Origin of the sequence: uncultured Amnibacterium sp. (genome assembly GCF_964245895.1) — a bacterium.
Classification (GTDB): domain Bacteria; phylum Actinomycetota; class Actinomycetes; order Actinomycetales; family Microbacteriaceae; genus Amnibacterium.
In genome coordinates this window covers 1-23,180 of sequence record NZ_CAXTOQ010000016.1, presented here as the reverse complement: position 1 = coordinate 23,180, position 23,180 = coordinate 1, and the positions used below count along the sequence as shown (strand labels likewise).

24 protein-coding genes and 1 pseudogene are annotated in these 23,180 nt (G+C 70.3%); 11 read left to right on the top strand and 14 right to left on the bottom strand.

The features are described from left to right. Positions 1 to 296 precede the first annotated feature (296 nt). From ACFE60_RS04205 to ACFE60_RS04195, 3 genes are read right to left on the bottom strand one after another with little or no spacing between them, the layout of a single operon-like run. The gene (locus tag ACFE60_RS04205) at positions 297 to 593 is read right to left on the bottom strand and encodes a hypothetical protein (RefSeq protein WP_375387584.1); all 297 of its coding nucleotides are present in this window, start codon (positions 591 to 593) and stop codon (positions 297 to 299) included. 14 nt (positions 594 to 607) lie between these two features. Then, on the bottom strand, positions 608 to 1,075 hold the full coding sequence (locus ACFE60_RS04200) for a nuclear transport factor 2 family protein (RefSeq protein WP_375387583.1): 468 nt from the start codon (positions 1,073 to 1,075) through the stop codon (positions 608 to 610). 1 nt (position 1,076) lies between these two features. Continuing rightward, a complete protein-coding gene (locus tag ACFE60_RS04195; protein WP_375387582.1) occupies positions 1,077 to 2,498 on the bottom strand; it encodes an FAD-binding protein in 1,422 nt (473 codons plus the stop codon). A gap of 174 nt (positions 2,499 to 2,672) precedes the next feature. On the opposite strand from ACFE60_RS04195, the pseudogene ACFE60_RS04190 reads away from it, so the two are divergent. Together ACFE60_RS04190 and ACFE60_RS04185 are read left to right on the top strand one after the other, a co-directional pair. Further along, positions 2,673 to 2,894: pseudogene (locus ACFE60_RS04190) on the top strand (hypothetical protein); the annotation flags it as partial. A gap of 168 nt (positions 2,895 to 3,062) precedes the next feature. Continuing rightward, positions 3,063 to 3,392 carry a hypothetical protein gene (locus ACFE60_RS04185; protein WP_375387601.1) on the top strand — a complete coding sequence of 110 codons (330 nt, stop codon included), beginning with the start codon at positions 3,063 to 3,065 and terminating at the stop codon, positions 3,390 to 3,392. Between the two features lie 124 nt (positions 3,393 to 3,516). On the opposite strand, the gene ACFE60_RS04180 is transcribed toward ACFE60_RS04185, so the two are convergent. The 7 genes from ACFE60_RS04180 to ACFE60_RS04150 form a co-directional block, all read right to left on the bottom strand. Beyond that, complete coding sequence (locus ACFE60_RS04180) at positions 3,517 to 3,870, bottom strand: hypothetical protein (RefSeq protein WP_375387581.1); 354 nt, start codon at positions 3,868 to 3,870, stop codon at positions 3,517 to 3,519. 147 nt (positions 3,871 to 4,017) lie between these two features. Then, the gene (locus ACFE60_RS04175) at positions 4,018 to 6,114 is read right to left on the bottom strand and encodes an ABC transporter permease (protein WP_375387580.1); all 2,097 of its coding nucleotides are present in this window, start codon (positions 6,112 to 6,114) and stop codon (positions 4,018 to 4,020) included. 52 nt (positions 6,115 to 6,166) lie between these two features. Then, positions 6,167 to 7,426 carry an ABC transporter substrate-binding protein gene (locus tag ACFE60_RS04170; RefSeq protein ID WP_375387579.1) on the bottom strand — a complete coding sequence of 420 codons (1,260 nt, stop codon included), beginning with the start codon at positions 7,424 to 7,426 and terminating at the stop codon, positions 6,167 to 6,169. Between the two features lie 358 nt (positions 7,427 to 7,784). Next, a complete protein-coding gene (locus tag ACFE60_RS04165; RefSeq protein WP_375387578.1) occupies positions 7,785 to 8,921 on the bottom strand; it encodes an LLM class flavin-dependent oxidoreductase in 1,137 nt (378 codons plus the stop codon). A gap of 96 nt (positions 8,922 to 9,017) precedes the next feature. Next, entirely contained in the window at positions 9,018 to 9,713 is a 696-nt protein-coding gene (locus ACFE60_RS04160; protein ID WP_375387577.1) for an ABC transporter ATP-binding protein, read from the bottom strand. Then, positions 9,710 to 10,465, bottom strand: coding sequence for an ABC transporter ATP-binding protein (locus tag ACFE60_RS04155; protein ID WP_375387576.1), 756 nt, complete (start codon positions 10,463 to 10,465; stop codon positions 9,710 to 9,712). The genes ACFE60_RS04160 and ACFE60_RS04155 overlap by 4 nt, the downstream gene beginning before the upstream one ends. Next, complete coding sequence (locus ACFE60_RS04150) at positions 10,462 to 11,433, bottom strand: amidohydrolase family protein (protein WP_375387575.1); 972 nt, start codon at positions 11,431 to 11,433, stop codon at positions 10,462 to 10,464. The genes ACFE60_RS04155 and ACFE60_RS04150 overlap by 4 nt, the downstream gene beginning before the upstream one ends. Positions 11,434 to 11,615: 182 nt before the next feature. On the opposite strand from ACFE60_RS04150, the gene ACFE60_RS04145 reads away from it, so the two are divergent. After that, complete coding sequence (locus tag ACFE60_RS04145) at positions 11,616 to 12,203, top strand: TetR/AcrR family transcriptional regulator (protein ID WP_375387574.1); 588 nt, start codon at positions 11,616 to 11,618, stop codon at positions 12,201 to 12,203. Positions 12,204 to 12,274: 71 nt separating this feature from the next. Here ACFE60_RS04145 and ACFE60_RS04140 read toward each other — a convergent pair whose 3' ends face one another. Continuing rightward, positions 12,275 to 12,820, bottom strand: coding sequence for an NADPH-dependent FMN reductase (locus ACFE60_RS04140; RefSeq protein ID WP_375387573.1), 546 nt, complete (start codon positions 12,818 to 12,820; stop codon positions 12,275 to 12,277). Positions 12,821 to 13,043: 223 nt separating this feature from the next. Here ACFE60_RS04140 and ACFE60_RS04135 point away from each other — a divergent pair, with 223 nt between their 5' ends. From ACFE60_RS04135 to ACFE60_RS04120, 4 genes are all read left to right on the top strand, one after another. Next, complete coding sequence (locus tag ACFE60_RS04135; protein WP_375387572.1) at positions 13,044 to 13,526, top strand: nuclear transport factor 2 family protein; 483 nt, start codon at positions 13,044 to 13,046, stop codon at positions 13,524 to 13,526. Then, the gene (locus ACFE60_RS04130) at positions 13,523 to 14,701 is read left to right on the top strand and encodes an LLM class flavin-dependent oxidoreductase (protein ID WP_375387571.1); all 1,179 of its coding nucleotides are present in this window, start codon (positions 13,523 to 13,525) and stop codon (positions 14,699 to 14,701) included. The genes ACFE60_RS04135 and ACFE60_RS04130 overlap by 4 nt, the downstream gene beginning before the upstream one ends. Continuing rightward, positions 14,701 to 15,648, top strand: coding sequence for an NAD-dependent epimerase/dehydratase family protein (locus tag ACFE60_RS04125; RefSeq protein ID WP_375387570.1), 948 nt, complete (start codon positions 14,701 to 14,703; stop codon positions 15,646 to 15,648). Before ACFE60_RS04130 ends, ACFE60_RS04125 begins: the two co-directional genes overlap by 1 nt. Before the next feature lie 86 nt (positions 15,649 to 15,734). Beyond that, entirely contained in the window at positions 15,735 to 16,964 is a 1,230-nt protein-coding gene (locus ACFE60_RS04120) for a flavin reductase (RefSeq protein WP_375387569.1), read from the top strand. A 671-nt stretch (positions 16,965 to 17,635) separates the two neighbouring features. Here the strand turns inward: ACFE60_RS04120 and ACFE60_RS04115 are convergent. Then, positions 17,636 to 17,800, bottom strand: a complete 165-nt coding sequence (locus tag ACFE60_RS04115; protein ID WP_375387568.1) for a hypothetical protein — start codon at positions 17,798 to 17,800, stop codon at positions 17,636 to 17,638. A 181-nt stretch (positions 17,801 to 17,981) separates the two neighbouring features. Between ACFE60_RS04115 and ACFE60_RS04110 the strand changes: the two genes are divergently transcribed. Further along, a complete protein-coding gene (locus ACFE60_RS04110) occupies positions 17,982 to 20,087 on the top strand; it encodes an acyltransferase family protein (RefSeq protein ID WP_375387567.1) in 2,106 nt (701 codons plus the stop codon). A gap of 5 nt (positions 20,088 to 20,092) precedes the next feature. Here the strand turns inward: ACFE60_RS04110 and ACFE60_RS04105 are convergent, their stop codons facing one another. Both ACFE60_RS04105 and ACFE60_RS04100 read right to left on the bottom strand, forming a co-directional pair. Further along, positions 20,093 to 20,290, bottom strand: coding sequence for a three-helix bundle dimerization domain-containing protein (locus ACFE60_RS04105; RefSeq protein WP_375387566.1), 198 nt, complete (start codon positions 20,288 to 20,290; stop codon positions 20,093 to 20,095). A gap of 106 nt (positions 20,291 to 20,396) precedes the next feature. Next, a complete protein-coding gene (locus tag ACFE60_RS04100) occupies positions 20,397 to 21,002 on the bottom strand; it encodes a DedA family protein (protein ID WP_375387565.1) in 606 nt (201 codons plus the stop codon). 97 nt (positions 21,003 to 21,099) lie between these two features. Between ACFE60_RS04100 and ACFE60_RS04095 the strand changes: the two genes are divergently transcribed. The 3 genes from ACFE60_RS04095 to ACFE60_RS04085 form a co-directional block, all read left to right on the top strand. Beyond that, on the top strand, positions 21,100 to 21,909 hold the full coding sequence (locus ACFE60_RS04095) for a hypothetical protein (RefSeq protein ID WP_375387564.1): 810 nt from the start codon (positions 21,100 to 21,102) through the stop codon (positions 21,907 to 21,909). Further along, complete coding sequence (locus ACFE60_RS04090; RefSeq protein WP_375387563.1) at positions 21,906 to 22,595, top strand: response regulator transcription factor; 690 nt, start codon at positions 21,906 to 21,908, stop codon at positions 22,593 to 22,595. The genes ACFE60_RS04095 and ACFE60_RS04090 overlap by 4 nt, the downstream gene beginning before the upstream one ends. Next, on the top strand, positions 22,592 to 23,180 hold a 589-nt coding region (locus tag ACFE60_RS04085), incomplete at its 3' end, for a hypothetical protein (protein ID WP_375387562.1). The genes ACFE60_RS04090 and ACFE60_RS04085, both read left to right, overlap by 4 nt.

The following is a 23,180-nucleotide window of genomic DNA, read 5'->3' as shown; positions in this document are numbered from 1 at the left end:
GAGCGAACGGTGCACGTCGGTGACGAGCGCCGCAAGGCGCCCGTCCCGATGACCTCGGACCCCGAAGGTCTCCGCACGAGTGACGGCCACCGCGCCGGGCGCCCGCACGACTTCGCTGCAATGTTCATCCGACGGTGTCGTCTCTGCCTTGAGCTCGTCGCTCGAAGCCGATCCGCGCCGTCCTTGCGTGGTTGTCGAGCGAGAAGCCCTCGGGCGCGCGTCGGCTTCCGCCGCCTGCACGAGCGCGCCCTGGAAGCGTTTCGACTCGACCTCGACCCCGGAGGGGTGCGGCGCTCTCAGGCCGCCCGGACGGCGAGGTGCGCCCGAACCCGACCCGCGTCGTCGACCCAGCCCCGACCGGCCGCGTAGGCCAGCATCCCGTCGATCGCGCGGATCCGCTCCGCGTCTCCATCGAGCCGCAGCACCTCGGGCTCGATCCAGACGTGGAGTTGATCGGGATCGATGATCCCGAGACCCAGTGCGGAGGCCGCTTCGGCGAGCGGCCCGATGGCCAGCGCCGACCGCACTTCCAACGCACTGAAGACGTTCGGCTCCCGGACCTCGAAGGCTTCAGCCGACACGACGAGGATCATGTTCGCCGCCGGGCTCAGGAAGCGCCCGGCATGTCCTTCGGGATCATGGGTCGCTTCGTCTCCCACAGGATCGTGAGTGTCAGCTCCTTGAACCGCCAACCGTCCGGTGTTCGGACGACGACGTGCTCGTACCAGCCGCCCGCGTGAGCGTTCTCGGTGATCTCACCGAAGACGTGCGTCGCAGCGAGGTAGGCGCGCGTCGTCGCCCGGTCGCCGTCGAGCTCGATCGCGATCGCACCGAAGAGGTGCTGCGCGGTCCAATCGGGCGGCGGCTTCGGCATGCCTGCCAGCGCCGCCCTGCCCGAGACCCGTCCGTGTGGGAGGACGACGATCGCATCCTCGACGAAGTTCTCGAGGTACGCGTCCGTGTCCTGGTCGTCCAGCCGCATGGCGAAGTCGACGATCAGGTTGCGGATCGCTTCCCGGTCGACCAGCCACTGCAGGGCGGCGGCGGGATCTGTCGGCGGATTCGTCGCGGGCATCTCAGGCGCCTTGCAGCTGCTCGTCGGCGAGGGCGATCCGACTCGCGTCTGCACCCGCGATGCGGCCGAACACGATCGCATCCGTCAGACCGCCGCCCTGCTCGGTCACCTGGCCGCCCCAGATCGATCCGGCGCCGCCGACGCCGTACAGTCCTGGGATCGGCTCGCCGCCTGGGCGGACGATCCTGGCCCGTGCGTCGCGACGTGGCCCTCCCGAGGCGGTCGCGAGGCCGGGCACGACCTCGAGCGCGTAGAACGGGCTCTCGAGCGCGGCGATCGTCTCGGCCGGGCGATCGAACCGCCAGTCCGCGCCGATCGCAGCGGCCTCGGCGAACTCGGCGAGCGTCGACGCGAGAGCATCAGCGTCGATGCCGATGGCGGCGGCGAGCTCGTGCGCGGTGTCGGCCTTCGTGATCCAGCCGGCCTCGATCTCCGCCGAGTTGTCGCTGCTCCACCGGTAGTCGTTCGGCGATCCGCCGATGCCGTTCAGCGAGCCGGAAAGTCGCGCCGTCTCGTCGAACACGAAGAACGCGCGGGAGCGGGGTCGGCTCGCCTGGCCGGGGAAGAATCTCGCGAAGTCATGAGCGCCGCCGCGACCGGTCTCGTCGGAGAACCGGCGCCCATCCTCATCGACGACCAGATAGCTCGTTCCGTGCATGAGGTCGATGCCGAATGCGGACGGGAATTCCGGCCGGGCATAGGCGAGCCAGCCGAAGTGTGCGGCCATGTGCCAGAGGGCACCTCCCACCTTCTGCGCAAGACGGACCGCGTCACCGGTGTTCCCAGGATGACCGATCGGCTTGACCGGCAGGGTCAGGTAGGTCTCTCGCAGGTACGGGTCGTGTTCGATGCCGCCGCTCGCGAGAATCACTGCGGCGGCCGTGATGCTCCGCCGCACACCCTTCGCCTCGACCACCGCGCCGAAGACCGCGCCGCCGCCGACGAGCAGGTCGACTACCGCGGTGTCGTAGACGACTTCGATGTCACGTCGCTCGACGGCGCTCGCCATCAGGTCCCAGAACGCAGGTCCGGGAGGCAGCTGGCCGCTGTCGATCTGGCGGTAGATGCAGTCGTCGCCTCCGCCCGGGAAGTGCGGCCACGGACAGGAGAAGATGGCGGTCGGCAGCGAGCGGACCTTGCCACCCAGGGACTCGATCCACGCAGGGATCTCGCGCGTCCCCGACGCGTAGGCCTCGAGCACGCTGCGTTCGGTCTTGCCGTAGCAGGCGGCATCGAGATGGTCGGTGGCGGTCGGACCGTCGATCGCGTAGAGGAACCCACCGGACCACCGGCAGTTGCCGCCGCCCGCCGAGGTCTTCTCGACGACGAGGACACGAGCGCCCGCGTCGTGAGCGGCGATCGCAGCGCTGGCTCCTGCGATTCCGAAGCCCGCGATGATGATGTCGACGTCAGTGGCGGTCATGGGACCACTATAGACGTAGGAGTGACTACGGACTAGGGGCCTATCGATCGGATCCCTGACCGCCCCGACCGCAAACTTCGCCAGCGGTCGACTCGTAGGCGCTGCTATCCTTGAGGTCACCGACGACCGGTAGCGCGTCGGGCGTCGGCCGGGCGCAGCGCGGCTGCTCGATGGATGACGACGAGGTCGACGCCCGCCCGCTCCACGCGCGGAGCACCACGATCGTCGGATGGAGGTCGCCGTTGGGCACCATCGCGGACGTTCCGCCGAGGGTTCTGGTCGGAGGTCGGCATGCGCGCTGATGGAGAGCAGAACCGGCAACGACTTCTCGAGGTCGCCGAGGAGCTGTTCGCCGCACACGGCACCAGCGTGAGCGTCGCGGACATCGTCGCGGCGGCCGGAGTGGCCGCACCGACGCTGTACCGCCACTTCGGGGACAAGGACGGCCTGATCGCGACGATCCGGGAACGCGCGTCCGAGACGACGATGTCGCGCCTCGCCCGCGCTCTGACGCGACCGACCGGATGGGAAGGCCTGGTCCACGCGGTCCGGGACAGCATCGAGATGGCCCGCACCAACAGAGCCGTCGGAGAGCGCAGCGGCGTGGCGATCACCCCGTCCCTCGAACGCCTGCTGCTGTCGGCGTGGGGCGAGCTCGTGCAGCGGGCGCACGAGGAGGGCAGTGTTCGCCACGACTTCACCGCGGCCGATGTGCCGCTCCTGTTCGCCGCTGCAGCCGCGATCGCGTCCGCCGTCGACTACGACGAACAAGCCGTCGAGCGGTACGTCGCCCTCTTGATGGACGGTCTGCGGCCCTCACGGACCGACCTACCAGGTCGCCCGCTCAGCCAGGCAGAGCTGCGCAAGGCGTTCAACTCCGCGCCCAGCCGCTAGCCGGCCGGAGTACGGAGCCCCGGATGGAGCGGGGCAGGAGACCGACGAGGCCGGGTCTCCCAGCAGCGCTGATGACCTCCACCCGCGGCGGCCGGACCGAGACCGGTCCGACCGCCGCGATGCTTCAGGCCTCGCCCACGACATCCGTGGTCGCGACGAAGAGGTAGCCGTCCGGACGGTTCGGACCGATACCGCCGGGAGGCTGAGGGGGCGGGGCCATGTCCGACAGGTTCGGATGCAGGAACGCGTCCACCTCCTCCTCCGGGATCTCGTATATGACCAGGTTCTGATACGGCGGGCGCGTCGGCACCGTCTCCGGAAACGCGAACGTGTGCTCCTGATGGAACCGGAACGCCTGCGCGTTCTTGAACGTCGGCGTCTCCACCATGTGCACGATGTGCTCCTTGCTCCATGCCTCCATCTCCGCCGACATCTCCGGCGGATCAGCAGACAGGACGACCAGGATGTGCTTGGGCATGACTGGACCTCTCATCGATGAGAACGGTTCGAGCGGGTGCTAAACCTAGTCCAGACTACTTTTGAACCGGCGTTGCCGCAATTGCTGGCTCCCTTTGTCCCTCCGCGACGTCGACCCGGAGGGGGACCACGGCGAGCACCCCGCACATCAGTGCTTCCCGGTTCCGCTCTTCGCGGCGATGACGGGCTGCCGCGGAGCGGTACCGAACTCGGCCACCTCGGCGGGCAGCTCACCTGCTGCTCGCCTGAGGCGACGACTGCGGATCCTGCGCTGAACGAATCGGAAGAGCACGACCGGCGGATCGGTGCCAGCCGGGCTCGCGAGGCCCTCGGGCTTCAAGATGATCGTCACGACGAGCGCGAGGCCGCCGATCAGATACGTGAACGACGCGGGGACGCCGACCGCGCCGGCGAGCAGCGAGCCCACTCCCGCACTCACGCCGATGCTGGCGATCACCGCACCACGGACGGTCGTGATGCCACCGATGAACGCGAACGCCAGGGTCGTCAGCGATGTGAAGAACCCGAACCTGCCGGTGGACACGGACTGGAAGTTGTAGGCGTAGAGCACCCCTGCGAGCCCTGCGAGCGCGGACGACACGGCGAACGCGGTCAGCTTGGTCTTCAGCACGTTGATGCCCGACGCCGCCGCGGCGCTCTCGTTGTCCCGCACCGCCAGCATGCGCTGACCGAGTCTGCTGCGGCGCAGGCTCGAGACGAAGAGGCACGAGAGGATCACGACGATCCCGATCAGGATGCCGAAGAGCGGGCTCGGCTGCGAGGCTCCGTTGATGGGGAACGGTGCCGTGGGCCCGAGGTCGATGCCGAAGAGCGTCGGCGCGGGCACCGGCGACCCGGTCTGGCCGTTGCCCCACACGGTGTTGTCGAACACGAAGTTCTCGAGGGCGACCGCGGCCGCCAGGGTGACGACGGCGAGGTTGACCCCACGGACGCGGACCGCGACGAAGGACACCGCTACACCGGCCGCCGTCGCTACGGCGATGCCGATCAGCGGCGCGAGTGGGAAGCCGACCCCGCTGTAGACCGCCAGCTTCGAGATCGCGAAGCCGCTGACGCCCGCGAGGCCGAGCTGCAGCAGCGAGACCTGCCCGACGAAGCCGATGATGACCACCAGCGAGAGGCAGAGAAGGATGCCGATCAGGCTGTTGATGCCCGCTTGACGCACGTTGTACGGCAGCACCAGGAAGCCGACGAGCACCGCCGCCATCGCGATGAGCGCTGGCCGGGCGAGTCGCTTCGGAGCGGGAGCCGGAGGCAGCCGCTTCTCGATCACGCGATCGCGCCGCAGGATGCGACCGCCCTGCCAGAGCATCGCGACGACGACCACGACGAAGAAGACGAAGTCGGACACCCCCGGCAGCGGGAGGCCCTGCACGGTCGGGAACCAGCTCTCGGACTGCGCCAGCACGACGAGGGACTGCACGATGCCCATGGCGATCCCGGCCAGGGCGGCGACCCCGAAGGAGGTGAACCGCGCGAGCAGCGCTGCAGCGAGTGCCGGGATGATCAGGTTCGGCAGACTCGTCGTGTCCAGGGTGATGAGCGGGGCCACGAGGATGCCGAACGCACCCGTGATGGCCTGAGCGATGACGACTGTGATCAACGACAGCCGCTGCGGCCGCAGACCGAACAGCGCCGCGTTGGTCTCGCTCTCCGACGACGCTCGTGTCGCGAGCCCGAACCGGGTGAACCGGTAGACGGCGAGCAGCAGGCCCGTGGCAGCGAGGACGCCCGCGAGCAGGATGAATCGGTCGACCGGGATCGGGATTCCGAACAGCTGGATCGTGCTGCTCGGCAGCACAGCCGGCGCTGAGACCGCCTGGTCGCCGAACTGGATGTTCAGGATCGATTGCAGGAACAGGTAGATCCCGAGGGAGGCGAGAAGCTTGGTCAGCGGAGAGCTGGTGCGGAGCGGTCGGATGACCGCCACCTCGAGCAGCAGCCCGATCAGCGCGCAGTAGATCACGGCCACCAGGAACGCGGGCGCCACGTCCCAGGGCCCCCCGACCTGGAGGAGTCCGGGGACGACCGGCAGCGGCGGCATCAGCAGCTGTCCGCTCGTCCGCAGCCCGTAGAAGACGAACGCGCCCCAGGCCGCGATGACGCCGGTGGCGAAGTTGATCATGCCGGAGGCCCGGTACACCATGACCACGCCCAACGAGACGCCGGCGATCAGCGCGCCCGGCCCCAGTCCGAGTAGAACGAAGAGTGCGATTGTCTCCACGGCAGGAGGTCCTCTCGGAGTTCGGATCAGGGCCGAGCGCTGACGTCGGATGTCAGGGCGCCGGGGGCGGACCCGGGAGGGATCCGACCGCGAACCAGCCCTTGCCGGCGTCGACCCACATGCCGTTCCCCGTGTAGGTGTACAGCCGCTGCGAGAGCGTCGCGACCGCCGGTGTCCCCTTCAGCGAACCCCACGCGACCGTGTCCGGCCCGAGGAACATCGGTCCCTTGAAGGCGAGCGCAGCGGACTTGACGGTCGCCTTCGTCGCGGTCGCAGCGCCCCCGGCGTTCACCATCTTCAGCGCGGTGAGGAACGTCTGCAGCGCCTGCTCGCCGTCCAAGGTCTCTGCGTTCGCCGCGCCGGTGGCTGTCACGAGGTTCTTCGCCACGGCGACCTCGTCGGTCTCGCGACTGTCCAGCGGAGCGGCGAGCGCGTTCGGGTAGCCGAAGATGAAGGTCCACTTCGGGTAGTCGCCGATCGCCTTCTTCGCGTCATCGGTCGCGCACTGGCCGATCGAGATGACCGGCTTCGTGATCGAAAGCGACTTCAGCGCCTGGTTGACGTTCACGCACTGGGAGGTGGTCGGCAGCAGCGCCACGATCGCGTCAGCGCTCTTCGCTCCGGAAGCGATGAGGGGCGCCGTGACGTCGCTCGACGTCGCGGAGATGTCGCCCTGCTTGACACTGATCCCGGCGGCCTTCAGCCCGGCGGTGAGCTGCCCGGTCACCAGTTGCGAGATGGGGTTGCCCTGGACGCCGATGAGGGCGATCGACTTGGCTTTGAGCGTCTGCGCCGTGTAGCCGGTGATGATCGGCACGGTCGAGAAGTTCGATCCGGAGACGTAGAAGCTCGGCCCGGCCGCATCGGTGAAGCTGGCCGGCACCGCACCGAACAGCGGGATCCCGGACGGGTCGATGATCTTGTGGAAGGCGTCGCTGCCGCTGATCAGGGGGAACTGCACGATGGCCTGGATCGCCTTGTCGTTGACGAACTGCTGGCCGCAGGTCTGCCCGTCCTCGTCGGACGAGACGACGAAGCAGGTGTCGAGCTTCAGCGGGTGACCGCCGATACCGCCGAGCTGGTCGTTCACCATCTTGACGAGCCCGGTCATCGCGACGGTGTACTGCGGGTAGCTGGCGGCGCCGCCTTGCTGGTTCACGTAGCCCCAGGTCACCGGCGACAGCTTCGGGTCGGCCTTCCCCGGCTTGCTGCCGGTGTAGTCGGCGATCGTGGCGATGGACGCGGCTGAGAAGGAACCGCTCCCTGTCGACGACGGGCCGGGCGTGCTGGTGCCGGTGCATCCGGCGAGCACGAGTGCCGCGGAGACGCTGAGAGCGGCGGCCGAGAGCAGACGTGGGCGCCCGAGGCGGAGAGGGGTCGGGAGCGATGCGGTACGGACGTGCCTGGACTTGGCCTGTGGCATGGGGGTTCCTCTTGTTGCGGCGTCGTTGCAGTCAGCAATTGTTAGAAAGTATTACTTTTAAGTCGGCGGGTGTCAACGCACCCGCTCCGGTTTCCTCATGATCGACACTGCCCCGGCATCAAAGGCTAAGGATCCCGTTCTGGTTCCGGTCGACCGGTCGTGAAGCGGCTTCGCGATGGTCTGCCGAGGTTGATCGACCGGTCTTTCCGGCAATGCGAAGGCAGCCACTCGTAGTGGGCGCTACCCGTCAGGATCCGGAGTGATCGGCGACCTGGTCTGCGCGCAGAGCCGGCATGGTCTGAGTCCGCAGCTGCGGCATGACCTCGTCGATGAACAGTCGGAGCGATCGACGGAACAGGTCGGGATCCGCGAGCGAACCGAAGACGAACCGGATGTGCGAATGCCGCACCCCAGCGTCCTCGAACGCCTGGAGCCTCGCCGCGACCGTGGCCGGCGAACCGACGATCGAGGTCTTCTGGATGAAGGCGGCGAGGCTCTCGGGCTGGCCCATCGCCGACGCCATCGGGCCCGGGTCGACCCGCAGCAGGTCGACGAGCTGCAGCCCCTGCTGCTCAGGTGGCGTGAAGATCCACGGCGGCAGGGAGCGTCCGATCAGCATCGGGGCTGCGGCCTCGGCCGCCTCCTCGTCGGTCTCACCCACGAAGACGACCTTGGTGTGCAGGAACCAGTCGAGGTTCTCCTCCACCGTCTCGGCCGCGATACCGCCCTCCGTCATACCGTCGCGGTAGACGCCCATCAGCTTGGCGGTTCCTGCGGCGTCGAGCCCGGCCGTGTGGATCTTGCGGCCGAGGACACCGGAGGCGTGCACCTTCGACGCGGTGTTCGTGCCGATGGCCCAGAGCGGCGTGCCGCGGCGGTAGTTCGTCGGCATCATCCGGTTCGGCATCGAGCCGCGTTCGGTCGAGGTCTCGAACGCGAGCGGTCCGTCGGCACGTCGATGCACCCAGGCGGCGAGCATGACCTGCAGCTTCTCCTCGAAGAGCTGCGCGGCTCCTCCTTCCGGGAAGGGCACGGGGAACGACGGATCCGGCACCGGTCGCCCGCTGGACATCCCGATGATGCATCGCCCGGCCGACAGCTGGTCGAGCAGGTTGATCCGCTCGACGAGCGCCAGCGGGTGATGCCGCGGCAGCGGGATCATGCTCGTGCCCAGGTACGCCTGGGTCAGCTGCGGGGCCAGGTGCGCTGCCATGACGAGCGGGTCGCTGTACGGCTCGTAGTCGTTGTAGTGCTGCTCGCCGAGGTAGACGGCGGCGAAGCCGGCCGCATCTGCGAGCAGGGCCTGCTCGATGCTGAGCTCGAGAGCGAGCCGATCGTCCTCCGGCCCCCGAACGTTGGGACCGAGGAACATGGAGAGGTACACGGCAACACCCTTCAGAGCGGGATCGATTCAAAGCGGGTTCACGTCGGTGCGAGATCGAGGAGCTCGGGCGCACCCGAGGAGGGATCGGGGCGCGGGTCAGAGCGCCCCGCCGAGGTAGGAAGCCGTGAGCAGCGCCCGGTCGGAGCGCAGCTGGGCCGCAGGCAGGTCGAGGACGAGCTCGCCGTGCGCCATGACGAGGCCGCGGTCCGCGATGTCCAACGCGAGCTGCACGTGCTGCTCGACCAGGATCACCGCGGCGCCGGCCTTCGCCGCGTAGTCCCGCACGATGGGCAGCAGTCGCTCGACGACGATCGGGGCGAGGCCCAGCGACAGCTCGTCGACGAGCAGCAGGCTCGGCTTGCGGACCAGAGCGCTCGCGAGCACCAGCATCTGCTGCTCCCCGCCGGACAGAAGGCCCGCCCGACGGTCCCGCAGCGCGCCGAGCTCGGGGAACATCTCGAAGGCCTCGGCGACATCCATCCTGCCGACCCGGAAGTGCTCGGCGACGGTCAGCGTGGCGAAGATCCCGCGACCTTCCGGCACGTGCGACATGCCCGAACGGACGAGCTGCTGCGTGCGGCTCGTGCCGGTGTCCGACCCGTTGAACGTCACGGCTCCGAGCGACCGTCTGATCGCATTGGTGACGGCGCGGAGCAGCGTGGTCTTGCCTGCGCCGTTCGGGCCGAGAAGGGCGACCACCTCGCCGGGGGCGACGGCGAACCCGATCCCCCTGATGACGTCGGCACCGTCGTAGCCGGCCGCGAGGTCGGCGACTTCCAGCACGGCGCTCATCCGGCGGCCTCGTGCAGGCTCCCCAGGTAGGCCTCGATGACGCGGGCGTCGTTGCGGATCTCCTCCGGCGAGCCGGAGGAGATCACCTTTCCGAACTCGAGCACCACCACCACGTCGCACATGGACAGCACGAGTCCCATGTCGTGATCGACGAGCAGGAGCGCGGTGCCGCGGTCGACGAGGCCACGCAACCGCTCGCCCAGCTCCGCCGACTCAGTCGAATCGAGGCCTGCCGCCGGCTCGTCGAGCAGCACGACCCTGGGCCGGCCGGCGAGCGCCCTGCCGACCCCGACCACCTTGCGCTGGCCGTGGGTGAGGGTGTCGGGCATCGCATCCGCGAGGTCTGCCAGGCCGAGCAGCTCGAGGGTCTCGTCCACCTCATCGGGAAGTGACGCGTGCCCGCGGGCGATCTCCGCGACAGCGCTCCGGAACCCTCCTGATCGCGCACCGATCCCGACGTTCTCGCGGACCGTCAGCTCGTCGAAGAGCTCGGCCGCCTGCCAGGTCCGCGCGAATCCGGCGCGCGCGCGCCGGTGCGGCGAGAGTCTGCTGATGTCCGTACCGTCGAGGACGACGGAGCCGGTCGAGCGCGTGAAGCCGGTGACCGCGTCGATGAACGTGGTCTTGCCCGCTCCGTTCGGGCCGATGAGACCGACGAGTGTCCCCTCCTCGACCGAGACGTCGCAGTCCGTGAGCGCTTTGACGCCGCCGTAGCGGACGCTGAGCCCCTGCGTGTGCAGCACCGCGGTCATGGCTGCACCAGCGGAACCGCGCCGCCCTCGAGGATCGAAGCGCGCTCCGCGTCGCTCAGGCGATCGGTCCGCTCCACGAAGGCGACGGTGTCCACGAGGGAGCCGAAGAGCGCGTCGCTGCCGAGTACGAGACGGTCGAGCCCGAACGTCGCTCGCGCCGAGTCGAGCAGGGTCGGCGACTGATGCATCGTGGCCGTGTCGAACCAGAGGGAGCGGAATCCGGCCATCGGGTCGTTCGCATCGATGTCGAGATCGCGGACCCAACCGAGGATGTACGGAGCGTGACCGGCCAGACCCGGTCGCAGCACCGTGTTCTCGATCGCCTCCCACCGTGATGCGAGGAACCCGCCGCCCTGCGCGAAGAGGAACCTCAGGTTCGGAAACCGGGCGAGGGTGCCACCGAAGACGAGCCGACACGCCGCGATGGCGAGCTGCATCGGGGAGCCGAACATCGCGGTCATGCCCCATTCGGCCATGCCCCAGTGCCCGGCTGAATCGCCGCCGACTGGGTGCACGAACACGACGGCGCCCAGGCCGTCGAGCTCGGACCACAACGGGTCGAACTGCGGGTCGTCGAGCGGGCGGCCGCTGATCGAGCAGGCCACCCCGACGCCGATGCAGTCCGGCGCCGCCATCGCGCGACGGGCCTCCGAGATCGCCTGCTCGACGTACGGCAGGGGCAGAAGCGCGAACGACTGGAGACGGCCGAGGGACCGCGCGCCCACCTCTGCATAGGTGTCGTTGAGGGTCTGTGCCGCGGCGACAGCACCGCCGGCGTCATCGACGACCGTGTTCAGACCGATGAAGCTCATCACCTGACGATCGATCCCCGCCGAGTCCATCGCCGCGATCCGCTGAGACGGATCGAGGTCCTGAGCCGGTGCGCGGCGGTAGTCCTCCCGCCCGAGCTCGATCATCAGATCGAGGAAGGGCTTCGCGTACAGGTGCGAGTGGAAGTCCGTGCGCATCACATCTCCGGGATAGGCATCTAACCAAGAGAGACTGTAACATTTACCGCCCCGCAGGCGCAACAGCCCCGGTCAGTTATTTGGCCTTCAGGGCGATGCGACGTTACGGTTTCGAGGTCTTCGATCCTCACGACGGAGGCGGTGCTCGTCGGTGACGCCGAGCCGACGAGATCGGAGGACCGATGCGAGCAGACGGAGAGCAGAACCGGCAACGGATCCTCGATGTCGCCGAGGACCTGTTCGCCCAGCACGGGCGGCGAGTGAACGTCGCCGACATCGTCGCCGCCGCAGGCGTCGCGCCGCCGACCCTCTACCGTCACTTCGGCGACAAGGAGGGTCTGATCAAAGCGGTCAGCGACCGCGCTGCCGAGACGGCGATGGCGCGTCTCGCCCACGCGCTGACGCGGTCGTCGGGGATCGAGGGCCTGCGGACGGCACTCGTGGACAGCGTGGAGCTCGCCCGCACGAACCGAGCCGTCCGGGAGCGCAGCGGCGTCGCCCTTTCGCCCGCCCTCGAGCGGATGCTGCTGTCGGGGTGGACCGAGCTGGTGCTGCGAGGTCACGAGGAAGGCACCATCCGCCAGGACTTCACGGCGTCGGACGTGCCGTTCCTCTTCGCGGCAGCCGCCGGCATCGCGACAGCGGTGAACTTCGACGCATCGCTCCTCGACCGGTACATCACCCTGCTGATGAACTCCGTGCGACCGTCGGAGGAGCTGCTGCCGGGCGAGGCTCCGAACGACGAGGTGATCAGGAGGGCGTTCAGCTGAGCGTGTGGTGAGCCCGCCGGCCCGCCCATACCGCCGGCCCGCTGGGCCGCGCACCAGGACCGCGCGACGGGTCAGAGCTGGGGCTTCACGACTCGAAGGTGCTCCGAGCCGGCGATGGCCTCGGACAGCGCGACGAGCGCCCGCCCCTGCGCCGCGGCGAACGCGGCGCCCTCCTCCCCGAGCCTGCCGTCCTGGAATCCGGCCGACGACACGTAGACCCCCGGACTCAACACCTGCGCGGCGAAGAAGCCGGCGAGCGCGCTCCGCAGCCCATCGAGCGCGAGGTAATGATGGTCGGACGCGCCCGTCATCACGATCGCCACCGCACGGCCGGTGATCGGCGCCTCGGTCTCGCCCCAGAACCCCCGCGGCAGGCCGTCGAGGAACACCTTGATCGGCGATGCCGGTGCCGCGCGATACGCGGGTGCGCCGAGCACGAAGGCGTCGAAGCGCGATGCCGCCGCGATTGCACGGGCGACCGACTCGTCCTGCCCGGAGAGCTCCACCACATCCGTCGTCGCGGAGAGCTCCCTCGCCCCGGCAAGCACGGCGTCCAGCACCAGGCGAGTCCTGCCTCCGCCGCGGGGCGAACCGTCGATGGCGAGCACTGACGTCACCGGACGCTCCGACAGGGCGCGCACGGCACGGCTGGATCCTGGGCGAACCCGACGATGGCTTCCACGTCGAGGACCGTACCGTAGGTTCTACTAGCCCTGGAAGGCATTCGATCGATCCGATGCCGAAGGTGGTTCGACAATCTCTCCGAACATCTCGAACTCTAGACGTAGGGACTGCTATTCTTACCGCGTTCAGCCGTCGACATCGCCGTCAGGAGTGCTCATGCCCTCATCCCCCGCCCCGGAAGCGACCGATCCTCTGCAGCGGCTGACCGATCTGGAGGACATCCGAGCCTTGGTCTCGTCGTTCGCGCGATCGATCGACACGAAGGACCAGGAGCAGTACGCGGCGAACTTTGCCGAGGACGGCGTGCTCGAGCTGCCGTTCGGCTCCCGCGTCGGTCGCGCCTCGATCGCCGAGATGAAGGGGCCGCCGCCCGGCACCCACTCCCACCACTTACTCGGCCAGATCGACGTCGTCCTCGACGGCGACATCGCGACGGCGACCACCTACATGCTCGCGACCCACGTGTTCTCCCCCGATTCGCTGAGCGAGAAGGCGCATTCGGGCGGCTGGTACGAGCAGGAGCTCGTGCGCACCGGCGAAGGCTGGAGGTTCGCGACGGTGAAGCTGGTCATCCGGTGGGCGGACGAGCGGCCGATGATCCCGACGAACCCCACCGAGGCCGGGGCGATCGCGTCATGACGGAGCGCACTCCGATGCGGCAGTCGTGCATCCTCTCCAGCCCCAACCGGTACAAGATCGCGACGTTCGGGTTCAACACCCAGGGCGGCACCACCGCGACGAAGGCCCCTGGCACCGTCGACACCGACTGGACGCAGCAGGTGCGCATCGCGCGGCTGAGCGAGGCAGCCGGAATCGAGGCGATCCTGCCCGGTGCCCGCTGGATCGGCTACGGCGGCGAGACGAACTTCCAGGGCCGCTCCTTCGAGACGTTCGCCTGGGCGGCCGGCATGGCCGCGGTGACGGATCGCACCCAGGTGTTCGCCACCTTCCACGTCCCGACCGCGCATCCGGTGCGGGTGGCGAAGACGATCGCCACCATCGATCACATCTCCGGCGGCCGGTTCGGGCTGAACATCGTCGCGGGGTGGAACGCGTCGGAGATCGAGATGTTCGCCGGCTCCCAGCGCGAGCACGACGCGCGGTACGAGTTCGCCGGGGAGTTCTTCGACGTCGTGAACCGGATGCTCGACGAGGAGGGCTTCTTCGATCACGAAGGCGAGTTCTTCACGATCAAGGGCGCCTACAGCGAGCCGAAGCCGATCCAGAGCCCGCGCCCCGTCTACATGGCGGCCGGGTTCAGTCCGACGGGTCGGCGGTTCGCCGCCGAGTACGCCGACATCAGCTTCATCCCCGACATCGGACTCGAGCGCGTGCCCGCGACGATCGCGGAGACGAAGGAGATGGCGGCGGCGAGGGGGCGCGAGGTCCACCTGTTCTCCCAGGCGAACATCGTGTGCGCCGACAGCGAGAAGGAGGCCCGCGACTACCTGCACTACTACGTCGAGGAGATGGGCGACTTCCCCGCCGCGAAGAACCTGATGACCAGCCTGTTCGCCAACTCCAGCGCGCAGAGCGCCATGGCGACCGGCGGCAGGCCAGCGGGCGACGATCCCAAGGTGCGAGGCATGCAGAGCCGGGTCATCGCCGGCCACGGCGGTCACATGCTGATCGGTACGCCCGAGATGGTCGTCGACGGGATGCTGAAGCTCTCCGAGGCGGGCTTCGACGGCAGCACCCTCTCGTGGGTCGACTACGAAGCGGGCCTGGTCCAGTTCAGGGAGCAGATCCTGCCCTTGATGATCGACGCCGGCCTCCGGGTCGACGAATCCACCACCACCGCGCAGGCGGAGTGATGCGGGTCTTCGTGACGGCGCCGGACGGCTATGTCGGTGCGGCCATCGCCCGCGAGCTGCTCGAGCACGGCTACGAGGTCACCGGCCTCGCGCCGTCGGAAGCAGCAGCGGTGCGGCTGCGAGCCGACGGCATCGACGCGCAGGTCGGGTCGGTGGTCGATCTGGACGCGCTCGCCGCGGCGGCATCGGGGGCTGACGGCGTCATCCACGAGGCCGCCCTGCAGGTCGGGCCGGGCATCGGGTTCCCCGAGGCGTGCGCGATCGAGACGCGGGCCGTCGAGGCCCTCGGCACCGGCCTGGCCGGCACCGGTGGACCGTTCGTCGTCACCTCCGGCGTCGGACTCGTCGCGCCCGGCGCCGACGGCCTGGCGCACGAGGACGATGAGCTGGACCCGATGTCGCCCGCCGCGCTGCGAGCACCGACCGAGCACGCCGCCGACGTCGCGACCGCGCAGGGGGTGCGCGCATCGGTCCTGCGGTTCGCCTGGTCGGTGCACGGAGATCACGGCGTCGAGGGATTCCTGCCGGGTCTCATCACGACGGCGAAGGCGACGCGCGTATCCGCCTACGTCGGCGCGGGTACCGCTCGGTGGTCGGCGGTGCACCGTCGAGATCTCGCCCACCTCTACCGGCTTGCACTCGAATCCGCGGCAGGTGGCGCTCGTCTGCACGCCGTCGCGGAGGAGGGCGTCACCATGCGCGCCATCGCCGAGGGCATCGGCGCGCAGCTCGGTCTGCCCGTCGTCAGCGTCGATCCCGCCGCGGCCTCAGCGCACTTCGGCTGGCTCGCGCCGTTCGTGCAGCACGACGCGGCAGCGTCGTCGGTCAGCACTCGATCGCTGCTCGGCTGGGCCCCGATCGGTGCCGGTCTGCTGGCCGACATCGCCGCGGACTGTCACGCCGCACCGGAAGCGCCGGTCGGTCGGCAGGACCGACAGGTCGCCTGAGTCGTGTCACCGATGACGACGGATCCGACGGAGGCGCTGATGCGATTCGACTGCTCACCAAGAACGACCGCGACGGGAACGGAATCGTGACCCAGCCTCCGACGGCGGTGGATCCGGTGGGCCCGGCGCATCCTGCGGAGGTCGCAGCCCGGTCGAAGTCGGACTGGTGGCGCGCCGTGCTCGGCGAGTACCCGACCGGGGTGACCCTGATCTGCGCGCGCGACGATTCGGGAGCCCCGGTCGGCATGGTGGTGGGAAGCTTCACCGCCGTGTCGCAGGACCCACCGCTGGTCGGGTTCTTCCCCGATCAGACGTCGACGACGTTCCCGATGATCGCGGCCTCCGGCAGCTTCACCGCCAGCGTGCTCGGTGACTCGCACGAGGATCTCTGCCGTGCCTTCGTCCGAAAGGCACCGGATCGCTTCGAGACCGGTTCGTTCGTCGAGGCGGAGAGCGGGAATCCCCGTGTCAAGGATGCGGTCGCCTGGTTCGACGTCGTGATCGAGCGACGGGACACCTACGGCGACCACGAGTTCGTGGTCGGTCTCGTGGAGGACTTCGGCGTCGGAGATGCGAGCGCGGGCCTCCCGCTGCTGTTCCGCCGCGGGGGCTACGGCACGTTCGCGGTGCCCACAGAGGAGTTCGACACCGAGGTGCTCGCCCGGCACCTGCGCTTCGCCGACCTGGCCGGCGACGACGTCAGCGAGCTCGCAGACACTCTGGGTCTCGAGGTGCTGGTGAGTGCCGTCGTGCACGACTCGGTGGTCGTCCTGGCGTCCGCGCGGCCCGGATCGAGATCGGAGCCGGCGAGCGGTCCCCGTCGGATCGGTACGGCCTTCCCGTTCGCCGCTCCACTCGCGCCGGCGTTCGTGGCGTGGGCGTCACCCGCGCAGCAGTCGGCCTGGATCGAGGGGTCGCGGCATCTGATCGGGCGGGTCGACCGCCCCCGGCTCGCCGCACTGCTCGCCTCCGTCCGCAGGCGCGGCTACGGAGTCTCGCCGAGCCGAGTGCTGAGCGAGCGGTTCACGCAGCTGATGGATGAGGACCGGCCGCGCCGGGAGTCGTTCGCACAGCTCTGGAGCGACATGGCGGCCGATGGCGCGATCGTCGACGGCGTACCCACACCGGAAACTGCCAGCGCGATCCAGGCACCGGTGTTCGGCCCGGACGGCCAGGTCGTGGTGGTGCTCACGGTCAACGGCTTCTCGGGGCTCGCCGATCCGGCTGCGTTCGGTCAGAAGGCCGAGCTGGTGCTCGCATCCGCTGCCCGCATGACGAAGCAGATCAACGGCGTCGTGCCCCCGCCCGAGCTGTAGCGCCCGACCAGGCGTGCGACGAGCGAACCGTCAGTGGGTGCAGTTCGAGAGTTCCCGATCGAATCTCGCAGAGGCGCCCCGCTGATCGCCCGCACGGGCACGAGCACGAGCAAGCCCTGTGGCTCCGCAGCGCCCGCGCCTCACTTTCGCGGGTGACCAGCACGCATCCGAGACGTCTTCGGGTGTTGCGTTCGGTACCCCCTCCCGGGACTGGCAGCCGGAACCCACTGCTCCTCGAGAGGGCGCTGCGCTTTCGAGCCGCTTCCTTCGTCCCGCAGGCTCTGGTCCGTCCGAGGCACGCCAGAAAGACGTGGGGTGCGTTCGAGGGTCTCCGCCGAGCATCACGCCGTCCTGCCCTGGGGTCTTCCAGTGGCCGGCTCGGCCGATCGCTGCGAGCGGAGGGATCAGGGGATCACGGATCTGCGCACCGGCGAGCGCGCGCCACGCGAGTTGCGCGAGCACGGCGATCCAGAGCAGGGCCACGCCGATCGGAGTCGACGACATGCGATGTCTCCTCCGCGGCGCTTCGACCCCGAGCAGGTCCGCTCCCGCGCATCCGAGGGCGCCCGGATCTTCCTCCTGGCCTACTCGCACCCCGGCGAGAAGCAGGATCCACGCTTCGACGCCCGCCTCCCGGGCCCTCCGAGGTCGACGCGGCCGAGCGACGCTCGTCAGCCCGACCAGGCCTCGCAGTCGGTGCACAGGTCGGCGATCTCGCCGTCGTCGAGCACGACGGGCATCATCTCGGCGCCGCAGGTCAGGCAGAGCCGATCGAAGAAGACGAACCGGCTCGACAGCACCTCGGCGTCCTCGTCTCGACCCGGCTCGGCGCGCATGCCGACAGGATCCGCTTCCGCCGCACGTCGTGCAAGACGGCGACGCGTGCACCCGTTCGCGACGGTCGCGGTCGACCGCCGGCCACCCAGGGCAGCCCCGGAGATGAACTCCGCGTGACTTCCGCACCACCAGGGTGCACGAGGACCGGACGGCCGCCGACCGGCTGACAGCATCCGGATCGTGCATCCCGCGCAGCCCCTCGCCGACATCCCTACGGGTGCGGCCGAGCGCGGCGCTCCGTCGACAAGGCGGCCGTCACGCCGGCCGCGGGGGACGCGACCCGAGATCCAGGCGCTCCGTGCCGTCGCGGTGACGCTGGTCGTCGCGTACCACCTCCACCCCGCGGCGCTGCCCGGCGGCTACATCGGGGTCGACGTCTTCTTCGTGATCTCGGGGTTCCTCATCTCGCGGCATCTCGTGCAGGAGGTGGAGGCGACGGGTCGCGTGGACCTGGCCGCGTTCTGGGCCGGCCGGGTTCGACGCATCCTGCCCGCGGCGCTCGTGACCGTGATCACGGTCGTCCTGATCGCGTCCGCGGTCCTGCCGAGGACCGCAGCGGCGGAAGCGGGGCGGACGTCGTGGTGGGCGGCGCTGTCGGCCGCGAACTGGCTCTTCGCCGCGCACGCGGTGGACTACCAGGCGCAGTCGCCGGATGCGTCGCCGTTCGAGCACTTCTGGTCGCTCGGCGTGGAGGAGCAGTTCTACCTCCTCTGGCCGCTGCTCGTCCTCGCGGCGGCGGTGCTCGCCGGCCGGCAGGCCCGAGCGGTGCGGCCGGTCGTGCTCGTGTCCTTCATCGCCGTGCTCCTGCTCTCCCTGGGGTTCGGCGTCTGGTTCACCGCAGGCGACCCGCAGGCGGCGTACTTCGTCACGCCGACCCGGATGTGGGAGCTCGCCGCCGGAGGGGTGCTCGCCGTCGTGCTGACCGACCGGCAGCCGCGCCCCGCCCTGGCGGCCGGGCTGCAGCTCGCGGGACTCGCGGCGATGATCGGCGCGGCGGCGCTGCTCGACCCCGGGACCCCCATGCCGGGCACTGCCGCAGCGATCCCGGTGCTCGGCGCGCTGGCCTTCATCGCGGGCGGCGCGGTGCCCGGCCTGGAGCGCGTCTGGGCGCTCCGACCCGTCCGCCTCGTCGGGGACGTCTCCTACTCGCTCTACCTCTGGCACTGGCCGCTCATCGTCTTCGCCCGCGACCTGACCGGTCATCCGATCGGGCCCTGCACCGGCGCGGTCGTCGTCGCGGCGTCCCTGCTCGCCGCGACCGCCTCCTACCTCCTGGTCGAGCAGCCGCTGCGCCGGCTCCGGCTCCGGCGACCGCGCCGGGTGATCGTGCTGGGCGCCGTCGCGGTCGCTGCGGCGCTCGCCGTCGGCGCGGTCCCCGTCGCCCGCGACGCAGCCGTGACCGCGCAGGAGGCGTCCGCTCGTCGCCTCGTCGACCAGCGGGCCGCCGGGCCCGCCCTCGGCTACCCCAACCTCGACGCCGCTGCGGACCGGCCGTGGGCCCGCCCGCAGCACGTCGTCGTGCCCGATCCCGCCGCGCTGTCGAAGGACCTCGGCCTGCGGGAGTGCGCGTCGACCGCGGGCGCCGCCACGACCCTCCTGTGCGTGCGCGGCGACCTGACGAGCCGGACGACCGTCGCCCTGGTCGGCGACTCGCACATGCGGCAGTGGGGCGACGTGATCTCACGCCTCGGGCAGCGCAACCACTGGCGGATCATCACGATCCTGCACAACTCCTGCCCCTTCAACCTCCTCCCGCGGCCCATCGAGCGGGAGGGGAGGTCGCACTGCACCGAGGCCGTCCGGAAGACCCTCCCCGTGCTCCGTGCCGAGCACGTGCAGGTGGTGGTGACGTCCGCCTTCCGCGGCTCCTACGCCGTCGGCGACCGGTCCGCGGCCTCGGACGCCTATGCGGCCATGTGGTCCACCCTCCAGCACGCCGGCATCGGCGTCGTGGCGCTCGGCGACACCCCCACGCCGTCACCCCATCCGCTGACCGTCGACTGCATCGCCTCCCAGGACCCCGCGACCTGCGGGGTCTCCCGGGCGCGCGCCCTCGCCAGGGTCGACCCGCAGGGCGCCGCTGCCCGACGCGTGACCGGCGTCGCGTACCTCGACCCCGTCGACGCCTTCTGCGGCACGACCTGGTGCCCGGGGGTCATCGGGAACATCGGCGTCTGGGTCGACGACAACCACGCGAGCCAGACCTACCTGCGCACCACCGAGCCGTGGCTGCAGGAGCACCTCGCCCCGCTCATCGCGCAGCGACTCCCCGGCCGGGGCGCCTGAGCGGCTCAGTCGGTCTGCAGCCGCTTCTTCGCCCCGCGCTTCGCCAGCACGGAGACGTAGTCCTGCACGGGCCGGTCCCTCAGCTCCTCGACCTGCGCGCGGACGACCTCCTCGATCTGCGTGAGGTCCTTGTCCGGGAAGGTCTTCTGCAGCGATGCCGCGACCTCGCGGACCACCTGTTCGACGTCGAGCTCGTCAGCCACGTCGCGGACGATAGGGATCCCAGGTGAACGGCTGGCGCTGTTCGGTCGTACCGGCCCCGCGGGCCCACGAAGCCCGTGCAAGGGCGTCCGCTCCGCGATCCCGCGGTCAGGACTCCGCTGCCCGCCGCGCGCGCAGCCGCTTGCGCAGCTGTTCGATCACGATCGGCAGCACGGAGACCAGCACGATCACCGCGAGCAGGACCTCGATGTTGTCGGTGATGAAGGGCACCCCGCCCAGCAGCGAGCCCGCGACGGTCACTCCGACCGCCCAGAGGAAGCCGCCGAGCAGGTTCCAGGGAAGGAAGCGGCGATAGGGGTAGCGCGCACTGCCGGCGGCGAGCGGCACGTAGGTGCGGATCACCGGCACGAACCGGCCCAGCACGAGGGCGCGCCCGCCGTAGCGCTCGAAGAACGCCTCCGTCGCTCGCAGGCGCGACGTCTTCAGCACCCTGGCGTCGTCCTTGAAGAGCCGGGCACCGAACCGGTCGCCGAGCAGGTAGCCGACCTGGTCGCCCGCAGCGGCCGAGACGAACGCGACCAGCGCGATCACCGGCACCGCGAGGCCCAGCTGCTCGTGCGCGAGCCCGGCGGTGATCAGCAGCGAGTCGCCCGGCAGGAACGGGAAGAGCACGCCGGACTCGATGAACACCACGACCGCGATCGCGAGGAGGGCCCACGGGCCGAGGCCCTCCAGCAGCGATTGCACGTCCATGCCCCGATGGTCGGCGCGCGGCGCGGAGGAAGGTCCAAGACCGCCCGGCTGCGGGTGTCTTCGCGATTTCTTATCAGCGGTCTCGGAGCATGCCGTCGTGACGACTCCACGGTCCGGTGTCCTCGAGAGGCGCCCGGTCGCCCGCGTGCCCGAGCCCGGCACCGCGTTCTGGGGCCTCAAGATCCTCACGACGGGCATGGGCGAGACGACGTCCGACTTCCTCGTGAAGTCGTTCGCACCGGAGCTGGTGGTGCCGATCGCCCTGCTGGTGCTGGTGCTGGTGCTCGCGGTCCAGCTGCGCACCCGCGCCTACCGTCCCGCCCGGTACTGGACCACCGCGCTGATGGTGTCGGTGTTCGGCACCATGGCCGCCGACGTCCTGCACGTCGGCCTGGGCGTGCCCTACGCGGTGTCGACGGCGGCGTTCGCGCTGGTGCTCGCGGCGGTGCTCGTCGTCTGGTGGCGGGTCGAGGGCACGCTGTCGGTGCACGCCGTCACGTCCTTGCGACGCGAGGGCTTCTACTGGGCGACCGTGATGACGACGTTCGCGCTCGGCACCGCGGCCGGCGACCTGACCGCCACCGGGCTGGGCCTCGGCTACCTCGCCTCCGGGTTCCTGTTCCTCGTCGCCTTCGCGGTGCCGGGCCTCGTGTTCCTCGTCACCCGCAGCGCTGCGGTCGCGACGTTCTGGGCGGCCTACGTCATGACCCGTCCGCTCGGCGCGTCCTTCGCCGACTGGTTCGCGGTCCCCGCGGTCCGCGGCGGGCTCGATCTCGGCGCCGGGCCGGTGAGCGGCTGCCTGCTGCTCGTGTTCGTCGCCGTCGTGAGCGCGATGGCGCTCCGCGCCCGTCCGACCCGCGGCAGCGGCTCAGCGCTGCTGGTCGCCGGCCGGGAGGGGGCCGCGTGATCGACGGGACCGCGACGACGACGCTCGTCGTCGCCTGCTGCGAGGACGACCCCGCGATCACGCGGCTGCTCGACGAGGCGCTCGACGCGGCCGGCCACACCGGTCTGTTCGCCCGGTCGGGCGCGCAGGCGGTGCAGCGGTTCGCGGACGACGACCGCATCGACGTGCTGGTGCTCGACGTCGGCCTGCCCGATATGGACGGACGGGACCTGTGCCGCGTGCTCCGCGCCAACGGGCAGCGAGCGCCGGCCATGTTCCTCTCGGCGATGGGCCAGGTGCACGACATCGTGCAGGGCTTCGCCTCCGGCGGGCTCGACTACCTGGTCAAGCCCTTCGCCGTGCCCGAACTGCTCGCGCGGATCGAGGCGCTCTCGCGGCGGTCGATGCCGGCGGACGCCGTCGAGGGGCTGCGGCTCGACCCGCAGCGGTTCGCGCTGTGCTTCGAGGGCGACGCGCACCTGCTGACCCCGACCGAGTTCCGGCTGATGGCGGAGCTGCTGGCGCACACCGGGCGGATCGTCCGCCGCGGCGACCTCGTGAACGCCGCCTGGGTGCCGGGCGCGCGCGTCAACGGCAACACGCTCGACACCTACCTGCACCGCCTGCGCACCCACCTCCGCGAGCTGGGGACCGCCGCATCGATCCAGACGGTGCGCGGCATCGGGTACATCCTGCGCGACACGTGACCGCGGCCCGACCGGTCCGGCGACGGCTGCGCCGCCGGCTGACCCTCGCCTCGTTCCTGCTCAGCGCGCTGGTCGTCGCGGGTGCGGTGGCCGCGCTCACCGGGGCGCTGCACGCGGAGGCGCAGGCGGCGATCCGCGCGCGGCTCGACGACCGGGCGGCCGCCCTGGCAGCGACTGTCGACCTGACCGGCGGCACCGTCGACATCAGGGGGGCGGACGACGCGCTGCTCGACTCGCCCAACTGGGTCTTCGACGCGGTCGGGCGCCGGGTGGAGGGGGCGACCCTGCGCGGATCCACCGGGGCGGTGATCGCCGCGCTCGGGCGATCGACCTCCGCGCGCCGGACGACGGCCGGCACGCTCCACCTGCTGGCCGTGCCGGTGCGGCGGCACGGCCGCGTCGCCGCGGTGGTGGTGACGGGGGTCGACGAGGCGCCGTACACGGCGACGCTCGCCTCCACGAGCCGCGCCGCGATCCTCCTCGGCGCCCTGGCGGTGCTCGGCGCGACCGGGCTCGCCGCGCTGGTGCTGTCCCGCAGCCTCGGCCCGATGGCGGTGATGACGGAGCGCGCCGCGGGGTGGAGCG

Excerpts from the sequence above, each read along its gene's own strand:
- ACFE60_RS04150 (WP_375387575.1), bottom strand. The coding sequence starts at position 11,433 with ATGCGCACGGACTTCCACTCGCACCTGTACGCGAAGCCCTTCCTCGAT.
- ACFE60_RS04205 (WP_375387584.1), bottom strand. The coding sequence starts at position 593 with ATGATCCTCGTCGTGTCGGCTGAAGCCTTCGAGGTCCGGGAGCCGAAC.
- ACFE60_RS04125 (WP_375387570.1), top strand. The coding sequence starts at position 14,701 with ATGCGGGTCTTCGTGACGGCGCCGGACGGCTATGTCGGTGCGGCCATC.
- ACFE60_RS04180 (WP_375387581.1), bottom strand. The coding sequence starts at position 3,870 with ATGCCCAAGCACATCCTGGTCGTCCTGTCTGCTGATCCGCCGGAGATG.
- ACFE60_RS04195 (WP_375387582.1), bottom strand. The coding sequence starts at position 2,498 with ATGACCGCCACTGACGTCGACATCATCATCGCGGGCTTCGGAATCGCA.
- ACFE60_RS04100 (WP_375387565.1), bottom strand. The coding sequence starts at position 21,002 with ATGGACGTGCAATCGCTGCTGGAGGGCCTCGGCCCGTGGGCCCTCCTC.
- ACFE60_RS04145 (WP_375387574.1), top strand. The coding sequence starts at position 11,616 with ATGCGAGCAGACGGAGAGCAGAACCGGCAACGGATCCTCGATGTCGCC.
- ACFE60_RS04115 (WP_375387568.1), bottom strand. The coding sequence starts at position 17,800 with ATGCGCGCCGAGCCGGGTCGAGACGAGGACGCCGAGGTGCTGTCGAGC.
- ACFE60_RS04160 (WP_375387577.1), bottom strand. The coding sequence starts at position 9,713 with ATGAGCGCCGTGCTGGAAGTCGCCGACCTCGCGGCCGGCTACGACGGT.
- ACFE60_RS04200 (WP_375387583.1), bottom strand. The coding sequence starts at position 1,075 with ATGCCCGCGACGAATCCGCCGACAGATCCCGCCGCCGCCCTGCAGTGG.
- ACFE60_RS04185 (WP_375387601.1), top strand. The coding sequence starts at position 3,063 with ATGGCCCGCACCAACAGAGCCGTCGGAGAGCGCAGCGGCGTGGCGATC.
- ACFE60_RS04155 (WP_375387576.1), bottom strand. The coding sequence starts at position 10,465 with ATGACCGCGGTGCTGCACACGCAGGGGCTCAGCGTCCGCTACGGCGGC.
- ACFE60_RS04130 (WP_375387571.1), top strand. The coding sequence starts at position 13,523 with ATGACGGAGCGCACTCCGATGCGGCAGTCGTGCATCCTCTCCAGCCCC.
- ACFE60_RS04135 (WP_375387572.1), top strand. The coding sequence starts at position 13,044 with ATGCCCTCATCCCCCGCCCCGGAAGCGACCGATCCTCTGCAGCGGCTG.